The sequence below is a fragment of the Rhizobacter sp. P5_A1 genome (assembly GCF_056400745.1).
This window is the reverse complement of sequence record NZ_JBFUKR010000019.1, coordinates 11979-31919: the sequence shown is the minus strand read 5'-3', so window position 1 is coordinate 31919 and position 19941 is coordinate 11979. Positions and strand designations below refer to the sequence as shown.

The 19941-nt window shown below is 65.9% G+C and carries 35 protein-coding genes; 32 read left to right on the top strand and 3 right to left on the bottom strand.

Annotated features, from left to right (window positions below):
* Window positions 1-45: 45 nt before the first annotated feature.
* Window positions 46-405 (bottom strand): transcriptional regulator, encoded by a 360-nt coding sequence (locus AC1DTW_RS19530; protein ID WP_477983035.1) that lies wholly within the window; start codon window positions 403-405, stop codon window positions 46-48.
* A 75-nt stretch (window positions 406-480) separates the two neighbouring features.
* On the opposite strand from AC1DTW_RS19530, the gene AC1DTW_RS19525 reads away from it, so the two are divergent.
* From AC1DTW_RS19525 to AC1DTW_RS19420, 22 genes are all read left to right on the top strand, one after another.
* A complete protein-coding gene (locus AC1DTW_RS19525; RefSeq protein ID WP_477983033.1) occupies window positions 481-873 on the top strand; it encodes a hypothetical protein in 393 nt (130 codons plus the stop codon).
* A 149-nt stretch (window positions 874-1022) separates the two neighbouring features.
* Window positions 1023-1688, top strand: a complete 666-nt coding sequence (locus AC1DTW_RS19520; protein ID WP_477983031.1) for a hypothetical protein — start codon at window positions 1023-1025, stop codon at window positions 1686-1688.
* Entirely contained in the window at window positions 1685-1915 is a 231-nt protein-coding gene (locus tag AC1DTW_RS19515; protein ID WP_477983029.1) for a hypothetical protein, read from the top strand. Before AC1DTW_RS19520 ends, AC1DTW_RS19515 begins: the two co-directional genes overlap by 4 nt.
* A gap of 297 nt (window positions 1916-2212) precedes the next feature.
* Entirely contained in the window at window positions 2213-2434 is a 222-nt protein-coding gene (locus tag AC1DTW_RS19510; RefSeq protein WP_477983027.1) for a hypothetical protein, read from the top strand.
* Window positions 2431-3639: a hypothetical protein gene (locus tag AC1DTW_RS19505; protein WP_477983025.1), complete on the top strand. Its 1209-nt coding sequence runs from the start codon at window positions 2431-2433 to the stop codon at window positions 3637-3639. The genes AC1DTW_RS19510 and AC1DTW_RS19505 overlap by 4 nt, the downstream gene beginning before the upstream one ends.
* Complete coding sequence (locus AC1DTW_RS19500) at window positions 3636-3827, top strand: hypothetical protein (protein ID WP_477983023.1); 192 nt, start codon at window positions 3636-3638, stop codon at window positions 3825-3827. The genes AC1DTW_RS19505 and AC1DTW_RS19500 overlap by 4 nt, the downstream gene beginning before the upstream one ends.
* A complete protein-coding gene (locus tag AC1DTW_RS19495; RefSeq protein WP_477983021.1) occupies window positions 3827-4174 on the top strand; it encodes a hypothetical protein in 348 nt (115 codons plus the stop codon). Before AC1DTW_RS19500 ends, AC1DTW_RS19495 begins: the two co-directional genes overlap by 1 nt.
* Entirely contained in the window at window positions 4171-4461 is a 291-nt protein-coding gene (locus tag AC1DTW_RS19490; protein WP_477983019.1) for a hypothetical protein, read from the top strand. Before AC1DTW_RS19495 ends, AC1DTW_RS19490 begins: the two co-directional genes overlap by 4 nt.
* Window positions 4458-4829: a hypothetical protein gene (locus tag AC1DTW_RS19485; RefSeq protein ID WP_477983018.1), complete on the top strand. Its 372-nt coding sequence runs from the start codon at window positions 4458-4460 to the stop codon at window positions 4827-4829. The genes AC1DTW_RS19490 and AC1DTW_RS19485 overlap by 4 nt, the downstream gene beginning before the upstream one ends.
* The gene (locus AC1DTW_RS19480; RefSeq protein WP_477983016.1) at window positions 4829-5029 is read left to right on the top strand and encodes a hypothetical protein; all 201 of its coding nucleotides are present in this window, start codon (window positions 4829-4831) and stop codon (window positions 5027-5029) included. The genes AC1DTW_RS19485 and AC1DTW_RS19480 overlap by 1 nt, the downstream gene beginning before the upstream one ends.
* A complete protein-coding gene (locus AC1DTW_RS19475) occupies window positions 5026-5859 on the top strand; it encodes a PD-(D/E)XK nuclease-like domain-containing protein (protein ID WP_477983015.1) in 834 nt (277 codons plus the stop codon). The genes AC1DTW_RS19480 and AC1DTW_RS19475 overlap by 4 nt, the downstream gene beginning before the upstream one ends.
* 26 nt (window positions 5860-5885) lie before the next feature.
* Window positions 5886-6938, top strand: a complete 1053-nt coding sequence (locus tag AC1DTW_RS19470; protein WP_477983013.1) for a hypothetical protein — start codon at window positions 5886-5888, stop codon at window positions 6936-6938.
* Window positions 6939-7058: 120 nt separating this feature from the next.
* Window positions 7059-7664 carry an Lcl C-terminal domain-containing protein gene (locus AC1DTW_RS19465; RefSeq protein WP_477983012.1) on the top strand — a complete coding sequence of 202 codons (606 nt, stop codon included), beginning with the start codon at window positions 7059-7061 and terminating at the stop codon, window positions 7662-7664.
* Window positions 7665-7700: 36 nt separating this feature from the next.
* Window positions 7701-8162 carry an Lcl C-terminal domain-containing protein gene (locus AC1DTW_RS19460; protein ID WP_477983010.1) on the top strand — a complete coding sequence of 154 codons (462 nt, stop codon included), beginning with the start codon at window positions 7701-7703 and terminating at the stop codon, window positions 8160-8162.
* A gap of 19 nt (window positions 8163-8181) precedes the next feature.
* Window positions 8182-8547, top strand: a complete 366-nt coding sequence (locus AC1DTW_RS19455; protein ID WP_477983009.1) for a four helix bundle protein — start codon at window positions 8182-8184, stop codon at window positions 8545-8547.
* 302 nt (window positions 8548-8849) lie between these two features.
* The gene (locus AC1DTW_RS19450; protein WP_477983007.1) at window positions 8850-9938 is read left to right on the top strand and encodes an RNA-directed DNA polymerase; all 1089 of its coding nucleotides are present in this window, start codon (window positions 8850-8852) and stop codon (window positions 9936-9938) included.
* Window positions 9935-10828 (top strand): hypothetical protein, encoded by an 894-nt coding sequence (locus tag AC1DTW_RS19445; RefSeq protein ID WP_477983006.1) that lies wholly within the window; start codon window positions 9935-9937, stop codon window positions 10826-10828. Before AC1DTW_RS19450 ends, AC1DTW_RS19445 begins: the two co-directional genes overlap by 4 nt.
* A gap of 5 nt (window positions 10829-10833) precedes the next feature.
* A complete protein-coding gene (locus AC1DTW_RS19440) occupies window positions 10834-11064 on the top strand; it encodes a hypothetical protein (protein WP_477983004.1) in 231 nt (76 codons plus the stop codon).
* Window positions 11061-11228 carry a hypothetical protein gene (locus AC1DTW_RS19435; RefSeq protein WP_477983003.1) on the top strand — a complete coding sequence of 56 codons (168 nt, stop codon included), beginning with the start codon at window positions 11061-11063 and terminating at the stop codon, window positions 11226-11228. Before AC1DTW_RS19440 ends, AC1DTW_RS19435 begins: the two co-directional genes overlap by 4 nt.
* Window positions 11225-12460: a phosphoadenosine phosphosulfate reductase domain-containing protein gene (locus tag AC1DTW_RS19430; protein ID WP_477983002.1), complete on the top strand. Its 1236-nt coding sequence runs from the start codon at window positions 11225-11227 to the stop codon at window positions 12458-12460. The genes AC1DTW_RS19435 and AC1DTW_RS19430 overlap by 4 nt, the downstream gene beginning before the upstream one ends.
* On the top strand, window positions 12457-12663 hold the full coding sequence (locus AC1DTW_RS19425) for a hypothetical protein (protein ID WP_477983001.1): 207 nt from the start codon (window positions 12457-12459) through the stop codon (window positions 12661-12663). The genes AC1DTW_RS19430 and AC1DTW_RS19425 overlap by 4 nt, the downstream gene beginning before the upstream one ends.
* The gene (locus AC1DTW_RS19420; RefSeq protein WP_477983000.1) at window positions 12660-12848 is read left to right on the top strand and encodes a hypothetical protein; all 189 of its coding nucleotides are present in this window, start codon (window positions 12660-12662) and stop codon (window positions 12846-12848) included. Before AC1DTW_RS19425 ends, AC1DTW_RS19420 begins: the two co-directional genes overlap by 4 nt.
* Before the next feature lie 53 nt (window positions 12849-12901).
* On the opposite strand, the gene AC1DTW_RS19415 is transcribed toward AC1DTW_RS19420, so the two are convergent.
* On the bottom strand, window positions 12902-13522 hold the full coding sequence (locus AC1DTW_RS19415; RefSeq protein ID WP_477982998.1) for a hypothetical protein: 621 nt from the start codon (window positions 13520-13522) through the stop codon (window positions 12902-12904).
* Between the two features lie 65 nt (window positions 13523-13587).
* Here AC1DTW_RS19415 and AC1DTW_RS19410 point away from each other — a divergent pair, with 65 nt between their 5' ends.
* From AC1DTW_RS19410 to AC1DTW_RS19365, 10 genes are all read left to right on the top strand, one after another.
* On the top strand, window positions 13588-14211 hold the full coding sequence (locus AC1DTW_RS19410; RefSeq protein ID WP_477982997.1) for a hypothetical protein: 624 nt from the start codon (window positions 13588-13590) through the stop codon (window positions 14209-14211).
* Window positions 14208-14630, top strand: a complete 423-nt coding sequence (locus AC1DTW_RS19405) for a hypothetical protein (protein ID WP_477982995.1) — start codon at window positions 14208-14210, stop codon at window positions 14628-14630. Before AC1DTW_RS19410 ends, AC1DTW_RS19405 begins: the two co-directional genes overlap by 4 nt.
* Complete coding sequence (locus tag AC1DTW_RS19400; protein ID WP_477983122.1) at window positions 14630-15034, top strand: hypothetical protein; 405 nt, start codon at window positions 14630-14632, stop codon at window positions 15032-15034. The genes AC1DTW_RS19405 and AC1DTW_RS19400 overlap by 1 nt, the downstream gene beginning before the upstream one ends.
* Window positions 15034-15300 (top strand): hypothetical protein, encoded by a 267-nt coding sequence (locus AC1DTW_RS19395; RefSeq protein WP_477982993.1) that lies wholly within the window; start codon window positions 15034-15036, stop codon window positions 15298-15300. Before AC1DTW_RS19400 ends, AC1DTW_RS19395 begins: the two co-directional genes overlap by 1 nt.
* Window positions 15301-15498: 198 nt before the next feature.
* The gene (locus tag AC1DTW_RS19390) at window positions 15499-15759 is read left to right on the top strand and encodes a hypothetical protein (protein WP_477982992.1); all 261 of its coding nucleotides are present in this window, start codon (window positions 15499-15501) and stop codon (window positions 15757-15759) included.
* On the top strand, window positions 15756-15995 hold the full coding sequence (locus AC1DTW_RS19385) for a hypothetical protein (RefSeq protein ID WP_477982991.1): 240 nt from the start codon (window positions 15756-15758) through the stop codon (window positions 15993-15995). Before AC1DTW_RS19390 ends, AC1DTW_RS19385 begins: the two co-directional genes overlap by 4 nt.
* Window positions 15996-16295: a hypothetical protein gene (locus AC1DTW_RS19380; RefSeq protein WP_477982989.1), complete on the top strand. Its 300-nt coding sequence runs from the start codon at window positions 15996-15998 to the stop codon at window positions 16293-16295.
* Window positions 16295-16552: a hypothetical protein gene (locus AC1DTW_RS19375; RefSeq protein ID WP_477982988.1), complete on the top strand. Its 258-nt coding sequence runs from the start codon at window positions 16295-16297 to the stop codon at window positions 16550-16552. The genes AC1DTW_RS19380 and AC1DTW_RS19375 overlap by 1 nt, the downstream gene beginning before the upstream one ends.
* On the top strand, window positions 16527-17636 hold the full coding sequence (locus AC1DTW_RS19370; RefSeq protein ID WP_477982986.1) for a site-specific integrase: 1110 nt from the start codon (window positions 16527-16529) through the stop codon (window positions 17634-17636). The genes AC1DTW_RS19375 and AC1DTW_RS19370 overlap by 26 nt, the downstream gene beginning before the upstream one ends.
* Window positions 17637-17648: 12 nt before the next feature.
* A complete protein-coding gene (locus AC1DTW_RS19365) occupies window positions 17649-18113 on the top strand; it encodes a hypothetical protein (RefSeq protein WP_477982984.1) in 465 nt (154 codons plus the stop codon).
* Window positions 18114-18576: 463 nt separating this feature from the next.
* Here AC1DTW_RS19365 and AC1DTW_RS19360 read toward each other — a convergent pair whose 3' ends face one another.
* Window positions 18577-19752, bottom strand: coding sequence for a DUF3095 family protein (locus tag AC1DTW_RS19360; RefSeq protein ID WP_477982982.1), 1176 nt, complete (start codon window positions 19750-19752; stop codon window positions 18577-18579).
* Window positions 19753-19941 lie beyond the last annotated feature (189 nt).

Below are 19941 nucleotides of genomic sequence, written 5' to 3'. Positions count from 1 at the left end.
GCGGGGGTTGATCGCCCGCGGCATAGAGCTGTGAGCGCGCACGGCTCAGGCCGCCTTCGCGGCATCAGAGCCGGCCGCCTCACCGCGATCTGCGGCGGTCACTTCGGCGGGGACCTGGAAAGGGAGCGGTGCGCCCTCGGGGGCGTCTCTCGGAATCGCCGGAGCGCCCTCAGCGCCAATCAACTCGGGCCAGATGCGATGCCAATCTTCGGGGCGAAGGTCCCAGCGCATAACCTTCCGGTCGGTGGCCTGTTCGATCGCCACGCAGTTCTCCGGCGACGGCAATCTGCCACCGTAGCCGTGTTGCCATTGCCTCACCTGAGCGTCGCTGTTGACATTGATCAGCGCTCGCAATGCAGAAACCGTCAGCGAGCCCTCGGCTTGTAGGTAGTCGTGCAGGTTCATGCCGCGATGATAGTAGCAAACGCTACGGCGGCGCAAGTAGCAAACGCTTCGGTCTGTGGTCCTAGCCTGCTGCGGATGAAGCTGTCATTGGAAGAAATGAAGCGCCGCCGCGTCCGGCTGAAAGAGGCCATCGACAAGAAATTTGACGGCAGCAGCGATGCGCTCGGGAAAGCTCTCGGTCACCAGAACGGCGGCTTCATCCGCCAGATGCTCAACGAAAGCGGCCGCGCGATCACTGAAAAAACCATCGCGGAGATTGAGGCGCTGGATGGCATGAAGGGATGGTTCGGCTCCCGGGGCTGGCCGTTTGAGCAGGTCTCGCAAACGGTCTTCGAGACTTTGACAGAACGGGAAAAAGGGGCAGTTGAAGATGCGATGCTGGAGAAGATCGACGCCATCCTCTCGCGCAAGCGCGGCCACTCTGGCCCCCACGCAGGAGGCACCGCACAAAAGGACAAGGCGGCGTGAGAATCCCCGCTCGAAACTATCAGCTGCCAGCGCGAGCGGCATCCCCACCGAAAGTGATCACCCCTCGAATGAGCGCCCTCGTTCGGGTGGAGTCGATCGATCGCACCTGGGGCCTTTTCTAGCCCGCATTGCTGCCTGAAGGATGGGTCATGATGAAATCAACTCTCGGTACGGCCCTCGCATGCCTCATCTGCTCTGGCGCTGCCGGGGCTTCCGACAATGCTGCGCTGGTCGCGTTCGCAAAGGCAAATGCGGAGAAGTTTCGGCGTGAGATCCCTGCCGACGCGCCGATCACCGTGGGCTCCAAGGTCGCATTGGCTGGCCAGTTGAGCGCCATCGACATGATTACCCTCTTGCCGGACTACGACCAAGAGGCCGGCCGCGTGCTGTTCGGCTCGCCGCTCCAGACTGTCAGCAGCTTGAGCATTGCAGGCGAGTGCAAACAGACGGGCTCGTTCTATGGGCAGAACGCGTTTGGAATCAAGGCGAAGGTGCGCGTCCAGAAGTGCGAGTCGATCTTCGTGCAGAACGACGACCCCGCCGGGGTCAAGTTGTGGGGGTCGCAGATCAAACTGTCTCCGTCACAGTACCGCGAGATCAAACGCTCCGGGGTCAGAGTCGAAATCGTATTCACGATCAGCGCGAACAGTGCCGGCGTGCCCGTAGAAGTACTGGAGAGCGAGAACACTCCCACCGTTGATCTGCCTGTTCAGTCGCGAACAAAGACATGGCGGATTGCCGGCCACATTGACGAGATCAAATGGGTCCTACCTGGCGACTCACAACCAACGCTTGTCTGGGCCCGTCAGCCATGACGCAGTTCTTCGACCAGCTCGTCATTCCGCATAGCGTCGCGCGCGCGGATCCGAGAACACCAGCGATCGTGGTCGAGTTTCAGCGTACAGAAAAGCTCTCGACCGTCCAGGTACAGCTGGATATTCGTGGGCAGGCGTTGCAAGAAATAGCAGCGGCCTTCCTTCAGCTCGCTCGTGATCTCGATACAACCATCGAAGAGCTTGCCAGGCCACCCACCGCGCAATAGCGTGGTGCCAGCGCTCGGGTCCGCGAGACTCGGCACCGGCGAACATGAAGCGCCCCGACGTGGCGGCGCCACCCCCAACGGCCTCTGACGCTGCGCGCAGTTCGTCGCCCCGCTGCTGATCCTGTTGCACCTTCTGTTCTCCTGTTGAGCCCCGCACCGCGCCGGGCTTTTTCATTGGCTGCGGGCCACTTGATGCAGGGCTCTGAAAATATTTCTGCTTAACCGTAGCATTTGCTATTGCACTGCTTAGTAGCGTTTGCTACAGTCTACTCCATCGACACCCCAACGGGAGCGGAGATGGAAGCGAACACCCCCAGCAACACCCGCCACAAACCGCCGGCCCGGCTCACCGCCGCGCCGTCCGATGCCGCCTGGCACGAGATCAGCGCCGTGCGCCTGATCGCCGGCGTGGCGGTCGTGCTCGCCGCCTGGCTCGCGATCGAGTTGATCGTCGCAGGCTGGAAGTGGCTGGCGGCGGCGAAGTTCGTGGTGGCGATGGCTGCGGGAGCCTCGGCATGAGCGCGCTCATCGTCTTCGAGAACCCCGGCGAGATCGACGTGCGCTCGATCTCCTCCTTCGGCGTCAGCGTCAAGGAAGGCGACAGCCCGATCGGCTTCTTCGGCACCGGCCTGAAATACGCGATCGCGGTGCTGCTGCGCACCGGCCACGAGGTCACCGTGCACGCCGGCCTGTCGGCGATCCGCTTCGGCACCTCGCGCGAAATCGTGCGCGGCCAGGAGTTCGACTTCGTCACGATGGCGGTCGACGACGGCGCGCCGGCCAGCATCGGCTTCACGACACAGCTCGGCAAGCAGTGGGACGTGTGGATGGCCTACCGCGAGATCGCCTGCAACTGCAAGGACGAGCAGGGCCTGATCCGCGCGTCCGAAGAGCTGCCGATCCCGGCCGCCGGCTTCACGACCATCACCGTCAAGGGCGACGCGTTCGCCGAGGCCTATGCCGACCGGCACCTGTACATCCTCGAGGATGCACCGGCCTTCAAGGTCGGCGACACCGAGGTGCGCCGGCGCGGGGGCAGCGACTTCTTCTACCGCGGCGTGCGCGTGCATCGCTTCGGCGCGCCGGGCATGTTCACCTACAACGACAGCGGCCTGCTCGAACTGACCGAGGACCGCACCGCCAAGAACCACTGGGAGCCCTACCAGCGCGTGCGCCGCGCGATCCTGCGCAGCGACGACGAAGGCTACATCCGCGCATGCGTGACGGCTTCGCCGGAAACGCTCGAAGGCGGCCTCGACTTCCACGGCTGGGGCATCGCGCCGAGCGAGGCGTTCCTGCGAGTCGTCGGCGACTGCATCGGCGACCGGATGACCAAGGTCAACAAGTCGGCGGCGAACGTCTGGATGGACGCCACCAAGCAGCCGTTCAACCCGCGCGAGATCCTGTTGACGCGCGTGCAGCTGGCCAGCCTGAATCGGGCGCTCGACTTCTGCGCCAAGATCGGCTTCAAGATCCGCGACGCCTACCCGATCAAGGTCGTCGAGTCGCTCGGCGAGGGTTGCCTCGGCCTGGCGCAGGACCAGACGATCTTCGTCGCGGAGCGCGCGTTCCAACTCGGCGGCACGAAGCAGATCGCGTCGACGCTGATCGAAGAGTACCTGCACCTGCGCCACGGCTGGAAGGACCTGACCCGCGAGCTGCAGAGCTTCCTGTTCGAGAAGCTGGTCAGCGTCGGTGAAGAACTCGTCGGAGAGCCGCTGTGAGCGCCGCGCACGCACAGCGCAAGCCGCGCAACCTGCAGCAGCTGATGGCGCGAGACGCGCAGGTGGACAGCGCGTTCATGGCGGAAATCTGCCGGGTCGGGTCCGAGCGCTGGCTTGAAGTCCGCGAGCAGGAAGGCGCGGATCACGCCGCCGACATGCGCCGCGAGCGTGACGAGGCGGGCGAGTGATGGGCGCGCACATCGGCACCTTCCAAAGCAAGCGCTGGGGCACCGTCAACGTGGCGCGTGCCACTTACGGGAGCGCTACCGGCCCGATCGCCATCCTCTTGAGCCTCGACGACGGCGAGCCGCTCGGGAAGCTCAGCGTCAACATGTACCGCCCCGAGTGCTCGCAAGACTCGAAGGACTTGCCGGCGGACTGCTTCTACGCGAAGACGTACGGCGAGAACCAGGAGCTGGCGCGTGAGGCGATGGCTGGCGGCCTGTTCATCCAGCGCGACGACCTGCCCGCAGCTCGGAGCGGATTCGTCGACGCGCCGGTGTGGCAGATCAAGGCCACCGGGAGCGCGTCATGAGCACCATCAGCAAGCGCGAGGCCATGGCGCTGGTGGCGGACATCCGCAGCGCCAACGTTGCCGGGCACGCGATCGCGGCCCGCACCAGTGGCGGACACAGCTCGGCTACCTATGGCTTCCTCGGCGGCCTAGAGGTCGTGCTGCAGCACTTCCTGCGCAGCCACGGCTGCCCCGAAGCGGCTGCTGCACTGCCCCGCGCCATGAACGACACGCCCACCGAGGCCGAGATCGCGGCACGCAACGCCCGGATCGCGCGGCTTGGCGAGACCACCGGGAGCGTCTCATGACCGCGCGCATCTTCCAGTTCCGCGGCACCGAGGCTGACAGCGAGGCGCCGATGGCTTACTTCGGCGACGACCGTCGTCGGATGCCGGGCGATCGGCCGTTCTTCATCGGCAAGGCGATGCCTGAGCCGCTGACCGACGATGAACGCGAGGACCTGATCGAGGCCGACGAGGGCGCACCGACGACGCGCCGCTTCGCGCGCTCGATGTACGGCACCGACGCGGCATTCCCCGTGTCGCCCGAATACGCCAACCCGTTCGAGCGCTTCGATCGCGCGCTGACGTGGTTCGACGCGCGCTGGCCGCTGTGGTTCGCGATTGCGGCCGGCATTGGTCTGGTGCTCGCGCTCCTGAAGAAAGGATGGTTCTGATGAACGTCGCCATCACCGCCCGCGTGCTGCACAACCTGCACGTCGACGACACGCTGCCGCTGGACATGCTGGCCCAGCTCAAGCGCGTGACCTTCCTTCTGTCGTCGGCGCGCCTGGTCATCGCCGACCAGGATGCGCGCAACACCGCGAGCGCTGCAGTCCGGGATGCACAGGCCGTCATCGGGAGGGCCGAGGCATGAACGCACGCTCCAACCTTTCGATGGGCCTGCACCTCAGCATGCCGGCCGAGGAATACCACGCCACGCACGCGATGAGCGCCGGCGGCCTGAAGCGCATGCGTCAGAGCCCGGCGCACTTCTTCGGTCTGCAGCTGGATCCAAACCGCCCGCCACCGGGCGAACCGACGCCGGCGCTCAAGAACGGCACGCTCGTGCACTGCGCGATCTTCGAGCCGGACCAAGTCGAGGCGCGCTACCTGGTCAAGCCGGACGGCATGAACTTCTTGACCAAGGAAGGCAAGGCGTGGCGCGACGCGAACAGCGGCTCGCGCGAGATCATCGACGCGGTGCAGCTGCTCACCGCGCGCGCTCAGGCCGCGGCGCTGCGCCAGCTGCCGGAGGTCGCGGCGCTGCTGTCCGATGGATTCGGCGAGGCCTCGGCCTTCTGGATTGACGAAGCCACCGGCGAGCTGTGCAAGTGCCGACCTGACTGGACGAGTCCCGCAGGCGACGGCGTGATCCTGGTCGACGGCAAGACCTGCCAGGACGCGAGCCCGGAAGGATTCAGCCGGCAGATCTGGAACTTCGACTACTGGCTGCAGGCCGCGTGGTACTCCGACGGCTACGAGCGCGCCACCGGCAAGCGCGTGCACGGCTTCGTCTTCGCGGCGGTCGAGTCGTCCTGGCCGCACGCGGCTGCCGCCTACCTGCTCGGCGACGACGTGCTCGAGCGCGCGCGCATCGAGAACCGCCGCTTGCTCGACCTCTACGCCGAGTGCCGCCGTACCGGCGTTTGGCCCGGCTACCAGACAACGATCCAACCGATCGCGCTGCCCGCCTGGGCGCGCTGAACCATCACCACCACGAGGGAGACCCCATGAACGAAGTAATCGAATCGCCCTTTGCCGCCCAGCGCTCCGCCACCGTCGCCGAGACATCGGGCGCGCGCCAGACCCAGAGTCGCGAGCTGGCCGAGATGCAGACCAAGTACCTGATGGCGCAGCAGTTCCCGCGCGACGAGCGCAAGGCGATGGACGGCATCATCAACGCGTTCAGCCGGCCCGGCCTGGCCGAGCGCGCGCAGTACGAGTACGGCAAAGGCGGCAGCAGCGTGGCCGGTCCGAGCATCCACTCGGCGCAGGCCATCGCGCAGCAGTGGGGAAACATCGAGTTCGGGTGGCGGGAAATCTCGCGCGGCATCGGGCATGACGGCGTGCCGTTCAGCGAGGTAGAGGCATTCGCCATCGACCTGCAGACGCGCGTGCCGAGTCGCATCACGTTCATTGCCAAGCACTGGCGCGACACCAAGAGTGGCGGCTACAAGCTGAAGGAGGAACGCGAGATATACGAGCTGTGCGCGAACATGGCGCAGCGCCGCAAGCGCGCCTGCATCCTGGCGATCCTGCCGCAAGACGTGATCGACAGCGCGATGGAGCAGGCCGCGCTGACGCTGCGAACCAAGGCCGACACGTCGGCCGATGCGATGCACAAGATGGTCGAGGCCTTCGCGCAATTCGGCGTCACGAAGGGGCAGATCGAGAAGCGCATCCAGCGCCGGCTCGACGCGATCACGCCGACGCAGGTCGTGATGCTGAAGCGCATCTACGCCAGCCTGCGCGACGAGATGAGCGATGCGTCGGAGTGGTTCGAGACCGCCACCGAGCCGCCGGCGTCGAGTGGTATCGAGGCCGTGAAGGCTGCAGCGGCAGCGAAGAAGACCGCGCCGGCGAAGAAGCCCATCGTCGACCCCGACACGGGCGAGATCGGCCGGCCGGTGTTCGACGAAGCGGGCTTCGCGAAGAAGCTGCAGAGCTGCACCGACACCGACGTACTCGACCTGGCCGCCGATGAGCTGCGCGACATCCCCGACGAGGCGATGCGCGATCGGCTGACAGAGATCTACACGGCGCGCCGCAAGGCCATCGCCTGAGTTTTCGGGCGCGCCGGGCTGGCCATTCCTCTGTCTCCCTCCCCTCCCTTTTGACCAGCCTGCACCGAGCAATCGGTCGCCCTCTTCTCTTCTCCAAAGCCATCCACCACAGGAGCATTCATGAACGATCCACGCGTCGCAGCCCTTGCCACCCTCACCTTCGGCACGCCCGTCGAAGGCGGGTTCTTCGCCGGCTACATCACCATGCCGGACGGCGTCTACGGCATCGCCGTTGCGCCCAAGGCGCTCGGCGAGTTCCGCGGCAAGTGGGGCAAGCGCGGCCTCGACGTGCCGGGCGCGCGCAGCTACTTCGACTGCCGCGCGAACACGCTCGCGATGGCCGAGTCCGGCAGCGAGCTCGCGCAGAAGGTGCTTGGCTTGTCGATCGGCGGCTGCAACGACTGGTCGATCGCGAGCCGCGACGTGCTCGAACTCGCGTACCGCAACCTGAAGCCGACGACGCGCGAAAACTACGTCTATCGCAACGGCGACAACCCGAGTTCGCTGCCGGTCGGCTATCCGTACACCGAGGACCTGCCGAGCCAGACCCTGGCCGCGGCGTTTCAGGCGGGCGGAGCCGAGGCCTTCGAACCGGAGTGGTACTGGGCCAGCACGCAGTTCTCTGCCGGCAGTGCCTGGATTCAGTTCTTCAGCTACGGCGGCCAGGACGACGGCGACAAGGGCCACGAGTTCCTGGCCCGAGCCGTCCGCAGATTCAAGGCTTAGTCCTTCAATCCTTCCAACTCCACAGGACCCCCTCCAATGACCACGACCGTCATCGTCAACGTCGGCAGCCTGACCGCCGAAGTGACCGCCCTCATCGATCGAATCATGAATCGACCCGCGGCCCAGTCGGCACCTGCGTTCGCATTGCCGAACGTGCCGGCCGCCCAGCCAGGCGAGCGCTACGCCGGCATCGCGTTCGTCGATGGCGCGCCGAGCCATCACCTGTTCCTGCTCGACGCGAAGTCGGACAAGAAGATGAACTGGGACGCGGCCGATGCATGGGCCAAGGGCGTCGGCGGCGAGTTGCCCACGCGCTTCGAATCGGCGCTGCTCTACGCCAACCTGCGCGACCAGTTCGACACGAACAACTGGCATTGGACGGCCACGCAGTTCTCTGCCGGCAGTGCCTGGGTTCAGGGCTTCGGCAACGGCAGCCAGGACACCAGCGACAAGAGCCTCGAGTTCCTGGCCCGAGCCGTCCGCAGATTGCCTCTTTGATCCTTCAATTCTTTGAGCCATGAGCCTCCACACCGACCTGCCGATCTACAAGAAGGGCTGCGACCTTCTGTCGCTCGCACTCGACGTGCAGCTGCAGATGCGCCGCGAGTTCAAGCGGTCGATCGGGGAGAAGATCCACTCGCACTGCATCGACATGCTCAACGAGATGGCGATGGCGAACGCTACGCGCCAGCGCGAGCGTGCGGCGCACATCGAGGAGCTGCTCAAGCTGCACCACGTCACGTCGGTGCTGCTGCGGGTCAGCCTGGAGAAACGGCTCATCTCCTGGAAACTTTGGGCCGACGCCACGCAGCTGCTCGACAGCATCGGCAAGCAAGGCGGCGGCTGGCTCAAGTCCTCACGCGAGAAGGCGCCTGCAGCGTGAAGGTCAAGGCCTGCATGCCCGTGCGCATGAATCTGGTCGAGCCGCTGCCTCACGAAGGCACCGCCACGCGCACCACGGAGACCGCTGCCAACGTGCAGGCCCGGCCCGGCGCAGTTCCCCTGCTGATCGGCGCGAGCCTTCGGCCGGGTGACGTTGATTGCTCGAATCGACGCAGTTCTCTGCCGGCAGTGCCTGGATTCAGAACTTCAACAACGGCAACCAGAACAACAACGACAAGAACAACGAGTTCCTGGCCCGAGCCGTCCGCAAATTCATCTTCCGCGTGCACCTTCGAGCAGCTGGTGCTCGCCTATCGCGACTGCCGCAAGGCCAAGCGCAACAGCGCCAGCGCGCTCGCATTCGAGGCCCACCTGGAGCGCAACCTCTGCACGCTCTACGGTGAACTGATCGACGGCTCGTATAGGCCGGGCCGGTCGATCTGTTTCGTCATCACGCGGCCCAAGGCGCGCGAGGTGTGGGCGGCCGACTTCGCCGATCGTGTCGTCCACCACCTGCTGTACAACCACATCGCGCCGCGCTTCCACGCTGCCTTTACCGCCGACAGCTGCGCCTGCATCCCGGGCCGCGGCACGCTCTACGCGGCGCAGCGCCTCGAGCACCAGGTGCGCAGCGCGACGCAGAACTGGTCGCGGCCGGCGCACTACCTGAAGCTCGACCTGGCGAACTTCTTCGTCAGCATCGATAAGACCGTTCTGCGTGCCCAGCTGCACGCCAAGGTCACCGAGCCGTTCTGGCGCTGGCTGGCCGACGTCATCCTGATGCACGATCCGCGCGCCGATGTCGACGTTCGATCCACGCCCAAGCTGCTCGCGTTCGTGCCGGCGCACAAGAGCCTGTTCAACGCGCCCGACGATCACGGTCTGCCGATCGGCAATCTGTCGTCGCAGTTCTTCGCGAACGTGCTGTTGAACGATCTCGACCAGTTCGTGAAGCACCAGCTGCGCGCGCCGCGGTACGTGCGCTACGTCGACGACTTCATCCTGATCCACGAATCGCCGCAGTGGCTGCGGGCCGCGCACGACCGCATCGCTGCGTTCCTGCCCGAGGTGCTGCACCTGGCGCTGAACCCGCGCAAGACGATCCTGCAGCCCGTTGAGCGCGGCGTCGACTTCGTCGGGTTCGTCGTCAAGCCGTGGCGGCGCACCACGCGGCCGCGCACCTTGCGCTCCGGCCTGCAGCGCCTGCACGAGATGCCCGCCGATGAGGTCTACCAGGCCGCGAACAGCTACCTCGGCCTGCTGCGCCAGGCCTCGCACAGCCACCGCGATCGCGCGCGCTTCGCCGGCGCCGCGCTGGAGCGTGGCCACTGCGTCAACCGTGCGTTCACCAAGGTATTCCACCGCCCCAACCACAACCAGGAGCCCGCATGACGTTTCAGATCCTCACCCCCACCAAGGCTCGGCTCGACGACGTGCGCGTCCTGAGTCAGAAGAACCGACAGCCCGACGAGAACCCGGGCGTGCAGCTGCCGATGAGCATGAAGCTCAGCAACCACATCCTGCTCAGCATCGACCCGGCGCTCAAGCCATTCCTGTTCACGAAGGCGCCCGGCGTGAACGAGGCGACGGCGACGAAGCGCAAGGACAACACCACGGGCACGCTCGACGGCGTCGAACCGGTCACCGACCTACCGAAGCTCTCGGGCATCGGCTCGCATGTGAAGTCGCTTCCCTGGGGCGGCGAGCTGACGGCGCTGAAGATGCTGATCTCCTTCGCGACGACGAACCTGCCGCTCGACGACTGCCGCATCCACCGCATGCGCATCAAGCCGCAAGACGGCGGGACGGTCGAGCTGAAGTTCGTTCTCGACGCGCCGAACGCATCCGAGACCGTGTTCGCCAAGCTGGCGAAGTACAAGTCGCGCGAGGTCGACGTCACGGTCGAGCAGCACGAGCCGGCGCAGCAAGAGATCGAGGACCCGGTCAAGCCGGCGCCGACGCACAAGCCTGGCGCGGCAGAGCGCGCGGCCGCTGGCACGAAGCCCGCCGCGAAGCACAAGGAGCCGACGAAGGCCGAGGCGAAGGCGGCGGCTGAGGCGGCATTTCCCGCGGCGCACAAGGACAAGTCGGCCGTCAGCGCCGAGGGCGCATGGCCATTCCCGAAGAATGCACCGGGCGACGCGCCGCCGCAGTCGGCGACAGTCGAGACGCGCAGCCCAGCCGGATCGCGCACGGCGCGCGGCCGAGAGAAAACGAAGGCGGCGCTGGCTGCGGGTGCTGCGGATGCGACGGCCGCGTTCATCGAGTCGCAAGGCGCCTGATGCTCATGAGCCAGGAAGCCATGCGCGACGCGCTCGGTGCCCTCAAGGGCCTGCTTCGCGTCAGCGCGCAAGCAGCCCGGGATGGCGTGTCGATGAACGAGATCGCCAATGCCGAGCGCGCAGCGCGGCGCGCGATGGCTGCGCTTCAGCACGAACTGGAAGTTGCTGACGTTCCCAAGCCAAGCATGGTCGAGCGGCGCGCGGGATTGCCGTTCGCGGATCGGAGACGCAGATGACGATCGTTCAACGCGACCAGGTGCGCGCGGCTGTCGAGCGCGCGCTGCAGCTCGATCCGCATGACAGCGACGCTGCGGTCGAGGCGGCGGCGCGCTCGCTCGCGCTGCCGGTCGAAGCCGTGCGCGAGGCGATGGCGCCGGTGAACGAGGAGCAGGCAGCGTGATCACGCATCAATCCTCGTTCTTCGACGGCGGCCGTCGGCTGCAGATGACGGAAAGCATCGAGCTCACGGTGCAGTCGCTGCAGGCCTACGGCCCAGATCATCAAGACTGGGGCATCGCGTGGTCCGGCGGGAAGGACAGCAGCGCGACGCTGACGTTGATCTGTTGGCTGATCGATACCGGGCGCGTGCGGCGGCCGCGGTCGCTCACGGTTTTCTACGCCGACACGCGCCAGGAGCTTCCGCCGCTCGCGATCGCCGCCGAGCAGCTGATGGACGAACTGCGCGAGCGCGGCATCCGCGTCGAGGTCGTGACGGCGCCCATGGACAAGCGCTTCATGGTCTACATCCTCGGCCGCGGTGTGCCGCCGCCGAACAACAACACGCTGCGCTGGTGCACGCGCCAGATCAAGATCGACCCGATGCAGGACGCGCTGGCGGAGCGCATCGCCGAGTTCGAAGGCAACGTCCTGATGATCACCGGCGTGCGCCAGGGTGAGAGCGCGATCCGCGACGCCCGCATCGAGATGTCGTGCGGCAAGGATGGCGCCGAGTGCGGCCAGGGCTGGTATCAGCAGGTGCTGCCCAACGCGAAGGGCCTGCGCGGCCGCATCGCTACGCTCGCACCGCTACTGCACTGGCGCGTGTGCCACGTCTGGGAGTGGCTGAAGCACTGGGCGCCACAGGCTGAGTTCGGCGACTGGTCCACGGCCATGATCGCCGACGCCTACGGTGGCGACGAGGCCGAAGAAATCAACGCGCGCACCGGCTGCATAGGCTGCCCGCTCGCGCAGGAAGACACGGCGCTGAACACGATCCTCCGCGCGCCGGCCTGGTCGCACCTGCAGCCGTTGAAGCGCCTGCGCCCGCTGTGGCGTGAGTTGCGCGAGCCGGGCAACCGGCTGAAGAAGGAAGGTATCGAGCGCCTGAAGGACGGCAGCATCGGCAAGAACCCACAGCGTATGGGGCCGGTAACGCTGGAGGCCCGTGCGATGGCGCTCGATCGCGTGCTGGGCATCCAGGACGAATGCAACGCCGCGGCGCGCGCAATGGGCCGACCGCTGCTCAGCCTGATCAACGCGGAGGAGGAGGCGCGCATCCGCGAGCTTCTGGCGGCCGAGACGTGGCCCGATGGCTGGGACGGCGACGAGCCGCTGGCTGACACCGTGTTGCCGACGGTCTACCAGAACGGTGCGGTGCAGCCGCTGCTGTTCAGTGCAGAGGAAGCCTCGTGACCACAACCGCCCTCGCCCTCGAACGATGCCTGTCGGTGCTCGTCCGGATGATCCCCGACGCCTGCACCGAGCACCAGCTCGTGTGCACGACCGACGAAGAGCACAACGCCGCCATCGAGGCCGGCGCGATCGCGCTGTATGGCGAGGACCGGGCGGCCTGGCCGCCAGGCCTGAAGCAGGCCGCCGAGGGAGAGTACGAGTGAGCCACTGGACGCCCGAATACCTGACGCTGCTCGACGACTGCGAGAAGCGCGAGGAACGCCTCAGCGACTGGGAGCGCGGCTTCGTTGATTCGCTGCGGCAGCAGATCGCCGCGGGGTGCCGGCCAAGCCAGAAGCAGGTCGATACGCTGGACACCATCTGGGAGCGCGCTACGGCGCGGGGTTGAGCATGAGCGAGCACACCGCCATCGAATGGTGCGACAGCGAAGCGATGATCCGGCTAACGTTTTCTGTTGGTGGCGCGCTTCTGCTGCTTTTCTTTGGCCAGCACCTTCAAATCAGGGCGACCGCCTCTGATGACATTCGTGGCAGCGAGTGGGAGGGTCAGACGTCTTGCAGGCCCCATTGCCATGGCCTCAGCGTCGAGCGCTTCGTTGAAAGGTTTGATCTTCCGATAAACACACTCGAGAGCATGCGTGGCGAGCGCGCTCAGCATTTGTACGCCCTCCATGGAGTCGGCGGTCCGAGTCGACATGGTCTGTCCAATTCCAAGGAAACCACCAGCCTGGTCGACCATGCAACAGACCGTGATTTCATCGAAGACGCCACCGGCATGCGCAACGTGCTGGTGGCGGGTTTCCATAAAGTACTCGTGCCAGCCAGCAGCATCCGGAATGGTGAGCGTGGCAAAAATGTCTGGGGTGAGTCGCGAACGTACTCCGCTTACGAAGCAGCGCGCGTACGCGATGGTCGCGGAGGTCGAGTAGGCGCGCAGCAAGACTTGATCAACGTCCGACTGTCCGAGCATCGGGGCGATCCGCTCATTGATCTTGAGAACATGCTCAAGATCACGGAGCAGCCCAGACCACTGCGCCACTCGATGCGCAGCAGGGCTGTTCATCGTACGAAAGTGCGCTTCAACCTTGTCTCCCATGCATGCAGTGTATTGGGAGAGTGCTTCTGAACATGAAAGAGCGCCCCATCCTCTTCTCCGCGCCGATGGTGCGCGCGCTGCTCGACGGGTCGAAGACGCAGACGCGGCGAGTCTTGAAGCTGAAAGGACGCGACCCCAGCGCGAACACGCCCGGGAAGCACGCCCCGATCGAGCCGTACACCGACGGCAACGGTTCCTGGAACTTCGTGCTCGCCGCGACCGGGCACGGCCTCGGCGACCCGTTCCCCTGTCCCTACGGTGTCGTCGGCGACCGGCTGTGGGTGCGCGAAGCATGGGCCGACCTTTCGGTGACGACGGGCGGCGACTACACCGGCACCGCCTACCGCGCCGACGAATGCGACTACGGCAACGAAGATGAGCCGATCACGCGCGACATGATCCGGTGGAAGCCGAGCATCCATATGCCGCGCAAGCTTAGCCGCATCACGCTTGAGGTCACCGGCGTGCGCATCGAGCGGCTGCAGGGCATCAGCCGAGGCGATGCAATGGACGAAGGCTGCCCGTTCCCGAACATGGCGCAAGGCGATGACCCACGTCAGTGGTATCGGGACTTGTGGGAGTCGATAAATGGTGCGGGATCGTGGCAGCAGAACCCCTGGATCTGGGTGATCGCGTTTCGGAGGCAGCAGCCATGACAGCGCCGAAGGTCACGAAGTGGGTGCCGATCACCGATCCGCTGCTGCTGCGTCGCATGGGCAAGACCGGCGAGGAGTGCGCCGAGCTAGTCGCGGTCACGACCCGCATCACGATCCAAGGCATCGACGAGATCGACCCGAGCAGCGGCCTACCGAACCGTGAGCGGCTGCACCACGAGATCGGCGACGTCTACGCGCAACTCGACGCCTGCATGGAGATGCTCGGCCTCGACCGCGACTTCATCGAGGCGCGGCGCACGCGCAAGCTCGGCTACATGCGCGAGTGGGAGGCGATGTTCGTCGAGGCGTCGCCGCACTCGCCGACGATCTGCCCGAACTGCGATACCGCGATGCCGGTCGGCTGTGGCGGCATCTTCAGAGATGACGGCGACGCCTGCTGGCTGAACCGGAGCGCGTGATGCCGATCCGTCCTGAGAACCGAGAGCGCTATCCGGCCGACTGGCCGGAGATCCGCTATCGCATCGTCTGCCGCGCGCACCACCGCTGCGAGTGGCCTGGCTGCGACGTGCCGCACCGCTCCGAGGGTTACTGGCGCGGCGACGAATGGGTGCGGATGCCGCCGGCGCTGCGCGAAGCTGGCTACAAGGTTGGCGACACGGTCGCGTGCTCCGACGGGACCTCGATCAAGCTGATCCGCATCATCCTCACCGTCGCACACCTTGACCATACGCCCGAGAACTGCAGCGACGACAACCTGCGGGCATGGTGCCAGAAGCATCACCTGCGCTATGACGCGCAGCACCACGCGCAGACCGCCTACGCGACGCGGCGCGCGCGGGCTAACACGGCGGAGCTGTTCTGATGCCGACCTACCGCATGCACGGCGCCCTGGTGCACATCAAGATGACCAGCACGAGGAAGCGTCCGGCGCCATTGCCGTGCGTCGCGCGGATCGAGCTCGACGGCCGCGGCACGCGCTGCATGGCGATTAGCTCGATCCTCTGCGACTGGCCGGTCGAGGGCGGCACCTGCGACGCGCCGCTGTGCGAGGACCACGCGCACGAGGTCGGGCCTGATCGACATCTGTGCGGCCTGCACTTCGCGGCGCATATGGCGGAGACACCCTGATGTCAATCCTCACCTGCCACGGCTGCAAGCATTGCCTCTACTCGGCACCCGGAGGTCAGTCAGGCGACTGGCCCGGCCGACCCGCGATTCTGTCTCAGCCGCATTCGCGCTGCACGGCCCTCAAGGCCTACGTGCCGATGGTGCTCGGCGCGCAAGGCAAGTGGCTCAGCAGCGAAGTACCGAGGGAGTGCCCAGAGCATGCGCAACCAGGTCTCATCTGAATTGCAGCGAAAGACTGCAAGAGTGCGGCCGTCGCTGCGCGTCGGGCATCGCCTGCGCGAGGGCGAAGACGGCACCGAGAAGCTATGCGCTCGCTGCGATGACTGGTGGCCGGCGACGCCCGAGTACTTCTTCCGCGCGGTTGCCGGTGAGGGTGGCCTCTTCTACTGCTGCAAGGCCTGCTTTGCAGATTGGCGACGCACGCGTCCGCGCAAGTCGCAGGCGAGGCTTGCCGAATGACGCTCGAGCTGCAGCAGCTGGTCGCCGAAGCGCGCGCGCTCGCGAACGACCACCCTTGCACGACCGTGGGCCACGACTGGCAGATGGAAGGCGCGCGCACCTGCCCGCACTACGGCACCGACAGGGAGTGCCATCACAGCTCGCAGGCCGTCTATCGGTGCGCGCGCTGCGGCGGATACGACTATGGCGAACCGGGCGGTCCTGGTCACGCTGACTGCGAACGGGGGTGCCGCTGAATGTCCGTCACGCTGGAAGCCCGAGCCCTCTGGCACTTAGAGATCGGCTACGAGCCGGAGCCCGAACGCAAGGTGCGCGGCTACCTCGGCTCGACCGTCGACGGCGGCGTTGATGACCACGACGAGGACGTCGACGATGGCACCTGCTTCGACTGCGGCCAGATTCACGACATCTGCGAGTGCCACGTCGGCGATGAATGCGGTCGCTGGCGCAATGGGAGTCTCTCCTCGAGATGCATGAAGGCCGGCAGCGAGGAATGCGACTTCGAGTGCCCGTACCGAGATTCACTGAGGTTCTGATGGCCGCCGACTTCTACTCCGACGCCGAGGTCGACGAGCTGTGCGCCGGCCTTGAACAGAACGCCGCCAAGATTCGGTTCCTGCGCGACGTGTGCAAGCTGCGCGTCGATCGCAAGCCCAACGGCCGCCCTCTGGCATGGCGCCCCGCTGCCCCGGCGGCCCAGGACGCGCCGGCCGATTCGAGTATCGTGGTCGACCTGCAGGGGTGGGCAAAACGGCGGAAGGGGCGGGATGGGCAGAAAACGCAAGGACGGTGACCCGCTCGGCCTGGCCGGCACACGGCTGGTCTTCCAGCGCGGCGTGTTCTTCTATGTCCACCGCGAAGGCAACCGCTGGGAGCGCATCGGCACTGATGTAGCCGAGGCGAAGCGCAAGGCCGCCCAGTACAACAACCCGGGCGACGGCTTCGGCACGATGGCCTACTGGTTCGGACAGTTCCTGTCGGATTTCAAGCTCCAGGTCGCGGCGAAGACCAAGAGCCAGCGCACGCTCGACGATTACACCGGCTACGCGGCCGAGGATGGCCCACTCGTGGCAGCTTTCGGCAAGCGCTACCCGGAGCAGATCGAGCCGACGATGGTGCAGGCCTACCTCGCGTTCAACGCGAAGCTGAAGCCGCCGCGGCCGGTGCCGGCGAACCGCGAGCGCGCCTTCCTGTCGAGCTGCCTGTCCTGGATGATCCGTGAGGGCAAGATCCCGGCACAGGTCCTGTCTGTGAACGTCTGCATGCGCGCCAGCGGCGTGAAGCGCAATGCGGAGCGCCAGCGCGAGCGCTACGTCACGCACGACGAGTACCGCGCCGTCTACGCCGCCGGCAACCGCGCGGTGCGCCTGGCGATGGAGCTCGAGTACCGCACCCTGCAGCGGCCCGAGGTCGACATCCTGGCGTGGACGCCTTCGAACGTGCGGAAGAAAGGCGACGGCAAGGTGCTGCACTTCCGCCAGAACAAGACCGGCCGGCTGATCGACATCGCGCTGGTCGGCGAGCTGGGCGCCCTCGTGACCGAGGCGATCGGCGAGGTGCCGCAGCTGCACCAGCCGATCTTGCACCGGCTCGACGGCGGCGCCTACACGTACGACGGCCTATCGTCGATGCTGAAGCAGGCGCAGGACAAGGTGCGCGCCGTGCACGCGAAGACCGGCGGCCCGCTGAAGGACATGCCGTCGTTCGGCCTGCGCGATCTGAAGGGCAAGGGCGCGACGGACATGTACTACATCGATCACCGGCCGATCGAGGAGATCCAGGCTCTGTGCGGGCACGCGACGAAGACGACGACTGAGAAGTACATCAAGGCGCGCTGGCGCGAGACAGCACAGCCGAACGCCGTGCAAATCGGATAGGGAGCGAAACTTGTGACAGAGCGGTTCGACCACAAGGCCCAGCGGATTCTGGAGAAGCGCATCCTGGTTGCGCTGGTGAACTTCTACTTCGAGGCGGGCCACAAGGAGAAGGCGTACATCGATCCGAGCGCCGGTGGCCTGTATGAGAACAAGCTCGCAGCTCGAATGGGGTATGACCCGACCATCGATCTCCCGACACCGGAATTCACCGCCGCAACGCGGAGCCTCGCCGCAAAGGGCCTCGTGGTGCGGATACAGCGCAACCCATCGAACCCGCTGATGGGCGTATGGCCGACCGCGGCCGGCATCGACAAGGCGGAGCTGTGGGGCGGGTCGCTGAGCTCGCGCCTGCAAGGTTTGATGCACCAGCAAGGCACCCCGATAGTCGTGGCGGCTCTGATCTCGATTGCCGCGTCGGTCGGCACGATTTTGCTTGCCGTGGCGAAGGGCTGGTTCGGTCTCAAAGTCGGTCGCTGAGCCCGCCTAATATCCAGTGGTTTCGCCGAAGTGATCCGGGCAAATACTCTCGGTGACCGATTCGACGAATATTAGGCGCCAGTCCCGCACAGCAAGCATTGGCGCGGCTTTCGGCCATATTCAGCGTCCCGCCTGTTAATCCGTAGGTCCCTGGTTCGAGCCCAGGTCGGGGAGCCAAGATTGGCGGGGGTTAGCTGGTGAATGCCTGCTAACCCCTTTTGCCTTTCTGAGGTCCGTGTCCGAACCGTGTCCGAAAATTCGCGCCCCGCTTCCACGGTGGGCCCAATGCAACAGCGCCTCGGCCGGACGCATCGCATGAGCGCTTCGCGCAGCGCCACGGCGCCGCGCCAACGACGCGTAGGCCATGGGTCATCAGGCTCTCGACCCCCAAGCATCCGGTGCAGTATCCGCTCACGAGCACACAGCTGATCCCCTCCATCGGCTGCAGCCAGGTCTCGGCACCCTACTCAGCCGCGACGGGCTGCCGCGACGACTTCAACTTCTTCGCCGCATTCGTATAGCCACCGCCCCCGCCGTCGACGAAGTGCACATGCAGACTCTCGGCAGTCGACGTGACCAGGCACGTCATCAGCGCGGTATCCGAGACATCGATGCCGTAGCGAAACGCCCCGCCCGACGCACGTTGTCGAAGGTACCGCTCGATCGCGTCGATGCGGTCGAGCGCGCAGTCGATGACGAAACACAGGGTCTCGTCGTGCTTGCAGAAGTCGGTGTTGGCGGTGACCTCGAGTTTGTAGCGAGCCGGGTCGAACGAGCGAATCGGACGCCCAAGCGCAAAAACCAGCCAACCGAGAAAAGTGTCGCGCAGCACGAGGAGCACCGACCGCATCAGCGAGCCGCCGCAGCGCCGCGCGCGCGCCTCCAGCATGAAGCCTCTGGGCGGCCAGCGCGTACTCAACGTGTCCAGCCGAACCGGACGTGGGTCGCCGCCCTGCCCGGCCAGCTGCATGACGGTCGCATGGATCTCGCCTGAGTCGGTCGCGCCCTGAATGATCAGCGTGACCATCTTGCCGTGTCTCGATCGCAATGCGTCCCACCGGCACGACAGGCCGGTCAGGTCCACCGAGGCGCCGTCGTCCAAGGATTCCGGAATCGCCGCAAGCGTGATCAGTTCTCGGTCGCCGCGGCCTCTGACGGCCGCCTCGAGAACGCCGACGCCACCGCCCGAGAAGACGCCGAAGCAGTTGCCTGGCGACGGCTCGTAGCGACCCACCCGCACGTCGCTGCCGAATCGCCGCAAGTCTTTCACGAGCGCCGAGCCGACCCGCAACACGAGCCCGAATTCGCGCGCCGCCATCCCGCGCACCCGCGCGAGTTCGAGGCGCGCCGCCACGGCGTGCTGAGGCGGCACCATCACGACGGCGCCGTCCCCGCCGAACAGAAAAGGGATTGGCGTCGGGGCGCAGAGGTTCTTCAACGCGCCGATGGCCAAGGCCGCGACGAAATTGACGGTCTTGTGGCGTCCGCGCTCGATCGCGATCGTCGAATCGACGACATCGGTGACTACCAATGCCCATTCGTCCGGGGCGGACACGTACTGCGCCGCATCGAAGGTCTGACCAGCACTTGTTAGCCCAGGGAGGCGGGCGAAGAACGTTGACGTCTGTTCGATCGGCATGACCGGGCGGGAGCGAAAGCGGTGCACCGGATCAGATGCCAATTCGGCCGTCAATTCAAGCGCGCATTGGGGGCGACGGGTTCGATAGCGCCGCGGACCCGATTGTCCACCTCAGGGTTCATGCCAACCTTGGATTGAATCTGGTTAGAAATTCAAATCCAATAGAACTCTTCGAAGAGATTCACAACA

Excerpts from the sequence above, each read along its gene's own strand:
- AC1DTW_RS19530 (WP_477983035.1), bottom strand. The coding sequence starts at position 405 with ATGAACCTGCACGACTACCTACAAGCCGAGGGCTCGCTGACGGTTTCT.
- AC1DTW_RS19525 (WP_477983033.1), top strand. The coding sequence starts at position 481 with ATGAAGCTGTCATTGGAAGAAATGAAGCGCCGCCGCGTCCGGCTGAAA.
- AC1DTW_RS19520 (WP_477983031.1), top strand. The coding sequence starts at position 1,023 with ATGATGAAATCAACTCTCGGTACGGCCCTCGCATGCCTCATCTGCTCT.
- AC1DTW_RS19515 (WP_477983029.1), top strand. The coding sequence starts at position 1,685 with ATGACGCAGTTCTTCGACCAGCTCGTCATTCCGCATAGCGTCGCGCGC.
- AC1DTW_RS19510 (WP_477983027.1), top strand. The coding sequence starts at position 2,213 with ATGGAAGCGAACACCCCCAGCAACACCCGCCACAAACCGCCGGCCCGG.
- AC1DTW_RS19505 (WP_477983025.1), top strand. The coding sequence starts at position 2,431 with ATGAGCGCGCTCATCGTCTTCGAGAACCCCGGCGAGATCGACGTGCGC.
- AC1DTW_RS19495 (WP_477983021.1), top strand. The coding sequence starts at position 3,827 with ATGGGCGCGCACATCGGCACCTTCCAAAGCAAGCGCTGGGGCACCGTC.
- AC1DTW_RS19490 (WP_477983019.1), top strand. The coding sequence starts at position 4,171 with ATGAGCACCATCAGCAAGCGCGAGGCCATGGCGCTGGTGGCGGACATC.
- AC1DTW_RS19485 (WP_477983018.1), top strand. The coding sequence starts at position 4,458 with ATGACCGCGCGCATCTTCCAGTTCCGCGGCACCGAGGCTGACAGCGAG.
- AC1DTW_RS19480 (WP_477983016.1), top strand. The coding sequence starts at position 4,829 with ATGAACGTCGCCATCACCGCCCGCGTGCTGCACAACCTGCACGTCGAC.
- AC1DTW_RS19475 (WP_477983015.1), top strand. The coding sequence starts at position 5,026 with ATGAACGCACGCTCCAACCTTTCGATGGGCCTGCACCTCAGCATGCCG.
- AC1DTW_RS19470 (WP_477983013.1), top strand. The coding sequence starts at position 5,886 with ATGAACGAAGTAATCGAATCGCCCTTTGCCGCCCAGCGCTCCGCCACC.
- AC1DTW_RS19465 (WP_477983012.1), top strand. The coding sequence starts at position 7,059 with ATGAACGATCCACGCGTCGCAGCCCTTGCCACCCTCACCTTCGGCACG.
- AC1DTW_RS19460 (WP_477983010.1), top strand. The coding sequence starts at position 7,701 with ATGACCACGACCGTCATCGTCAACGTCGGCAGCCTGACCGCCGAAGTG.
- AC1DTW_RS19455 (WP_477983009.1), top strand. The coding sequence starts at position 8,182 with ATGAGCCTCCACACCGACCTGCCGATCTACAAGAAGGGCTGCGACCTT.
- AC1DTW_RS19445 (WP_477983006.1), top strand. The coding sequence starts at position 9,935 with ATGACGTTTCAGATCCTCACCCCCACCAAGGCTCGGCTCGACGACGTG.
- AC1DTW_RS19440 (WP_477983004.1), top strand. The coding sequence starts at position 10,834 with ATGAGCCAGGAAGCCATGCGCGACGCGCTCGGTGCCCTCAAGGGCCTG.
- AC1DTW_RS19435 (WP_477983003.1), top strand. The coding sequence starts at position 11,061 with ATGACGATCGTTCAACGCGACCAGGTGCGCGCGGCTGTCGAGCGCGCG.
- AC1DTW_RS19415 (WP_477982998.1), bottom strand. The coding sequence starts at position 13,522 with ATGAACAGCCCTGCTGCGCATCGAGTGGCGCAGTGGTCTGGGCTGCTC.
- AC1DTW_RS19410 (WP_477982997.1), top strand. The coding sequence starts at position 13,588 with ATGAAAGAGCGCCCCATCCTCTTCTCCGCGCCGATGGTGCGCGCGCTG.
- AC1DTW_RS19405 (WP_477982995.1), top strand. The coding sequence starts at position 14,208 with ATGACAGCGCCGAAGGTCACGAAGTGGGTGCCGATCACCGATCCGCTG.
- AC1DTW_RS19400 (WP_477983122.1), top strand. The coding sequence starts at position 14,630 with ATGCCGATCCGTCCTGAGAACCGAGAGCGCTATCCGGCCGACTGGCCG.
- AC1DTW_RS19395 (WP_477982993.1), top strand. The coding sequence starts at position 15,034 with ATGCCGACCTACCGCATGCACGGCGCCCTGGTGCACATCAAGATGACC.
- AC1DTW_RS19390 (WP_477982992.1), top strand. The coding sequence starts at position 15,499 with ATGCGCAACCAGGTCTCATCTGAATTGCAGCGAAAGACTGCAAGAGTG.
- AC1DTW_RS19385 (WP_477982991.1), top strand. The coding sequence starts at position 15,756 with ATGACGCTCGAGCTGCAGCAGCTGGTCGCCGAAGCGCGCGCGCTCGCG.
- AC1DTW_RS19380 (WP_477982989.1), top strand. The coding sequence starts at position 15,996 with ATGTCCGTCACGCTGGAAGCCCGAGCCCTCTGGCACTTAGAGATCGGC.
- AC1DTW_RS19375 (WP_477982988.1), top strand. The coding sequence starts at position 16,295 with ATGGCCGCCGACTTCTACTCCGACGCCGAGGTCGACGAGCTGTGCGCC.
- AC1DTW_RS19370 (WP_477982986.1), top strand. The coding sequence starts at position 16,527 with ATGGGCAGAAAACGCAAGGACGGTGACCCGCTCGGCCTGGCCGGCACA.
- AC1DTW_RS19360 (WP_477982982.1), bottom strand. The coding sequence starts at position 19,752 with ATGCCGATCGAACAGACGTCAACGTTCTTCGCCCGCCTCCCTGGGCTA.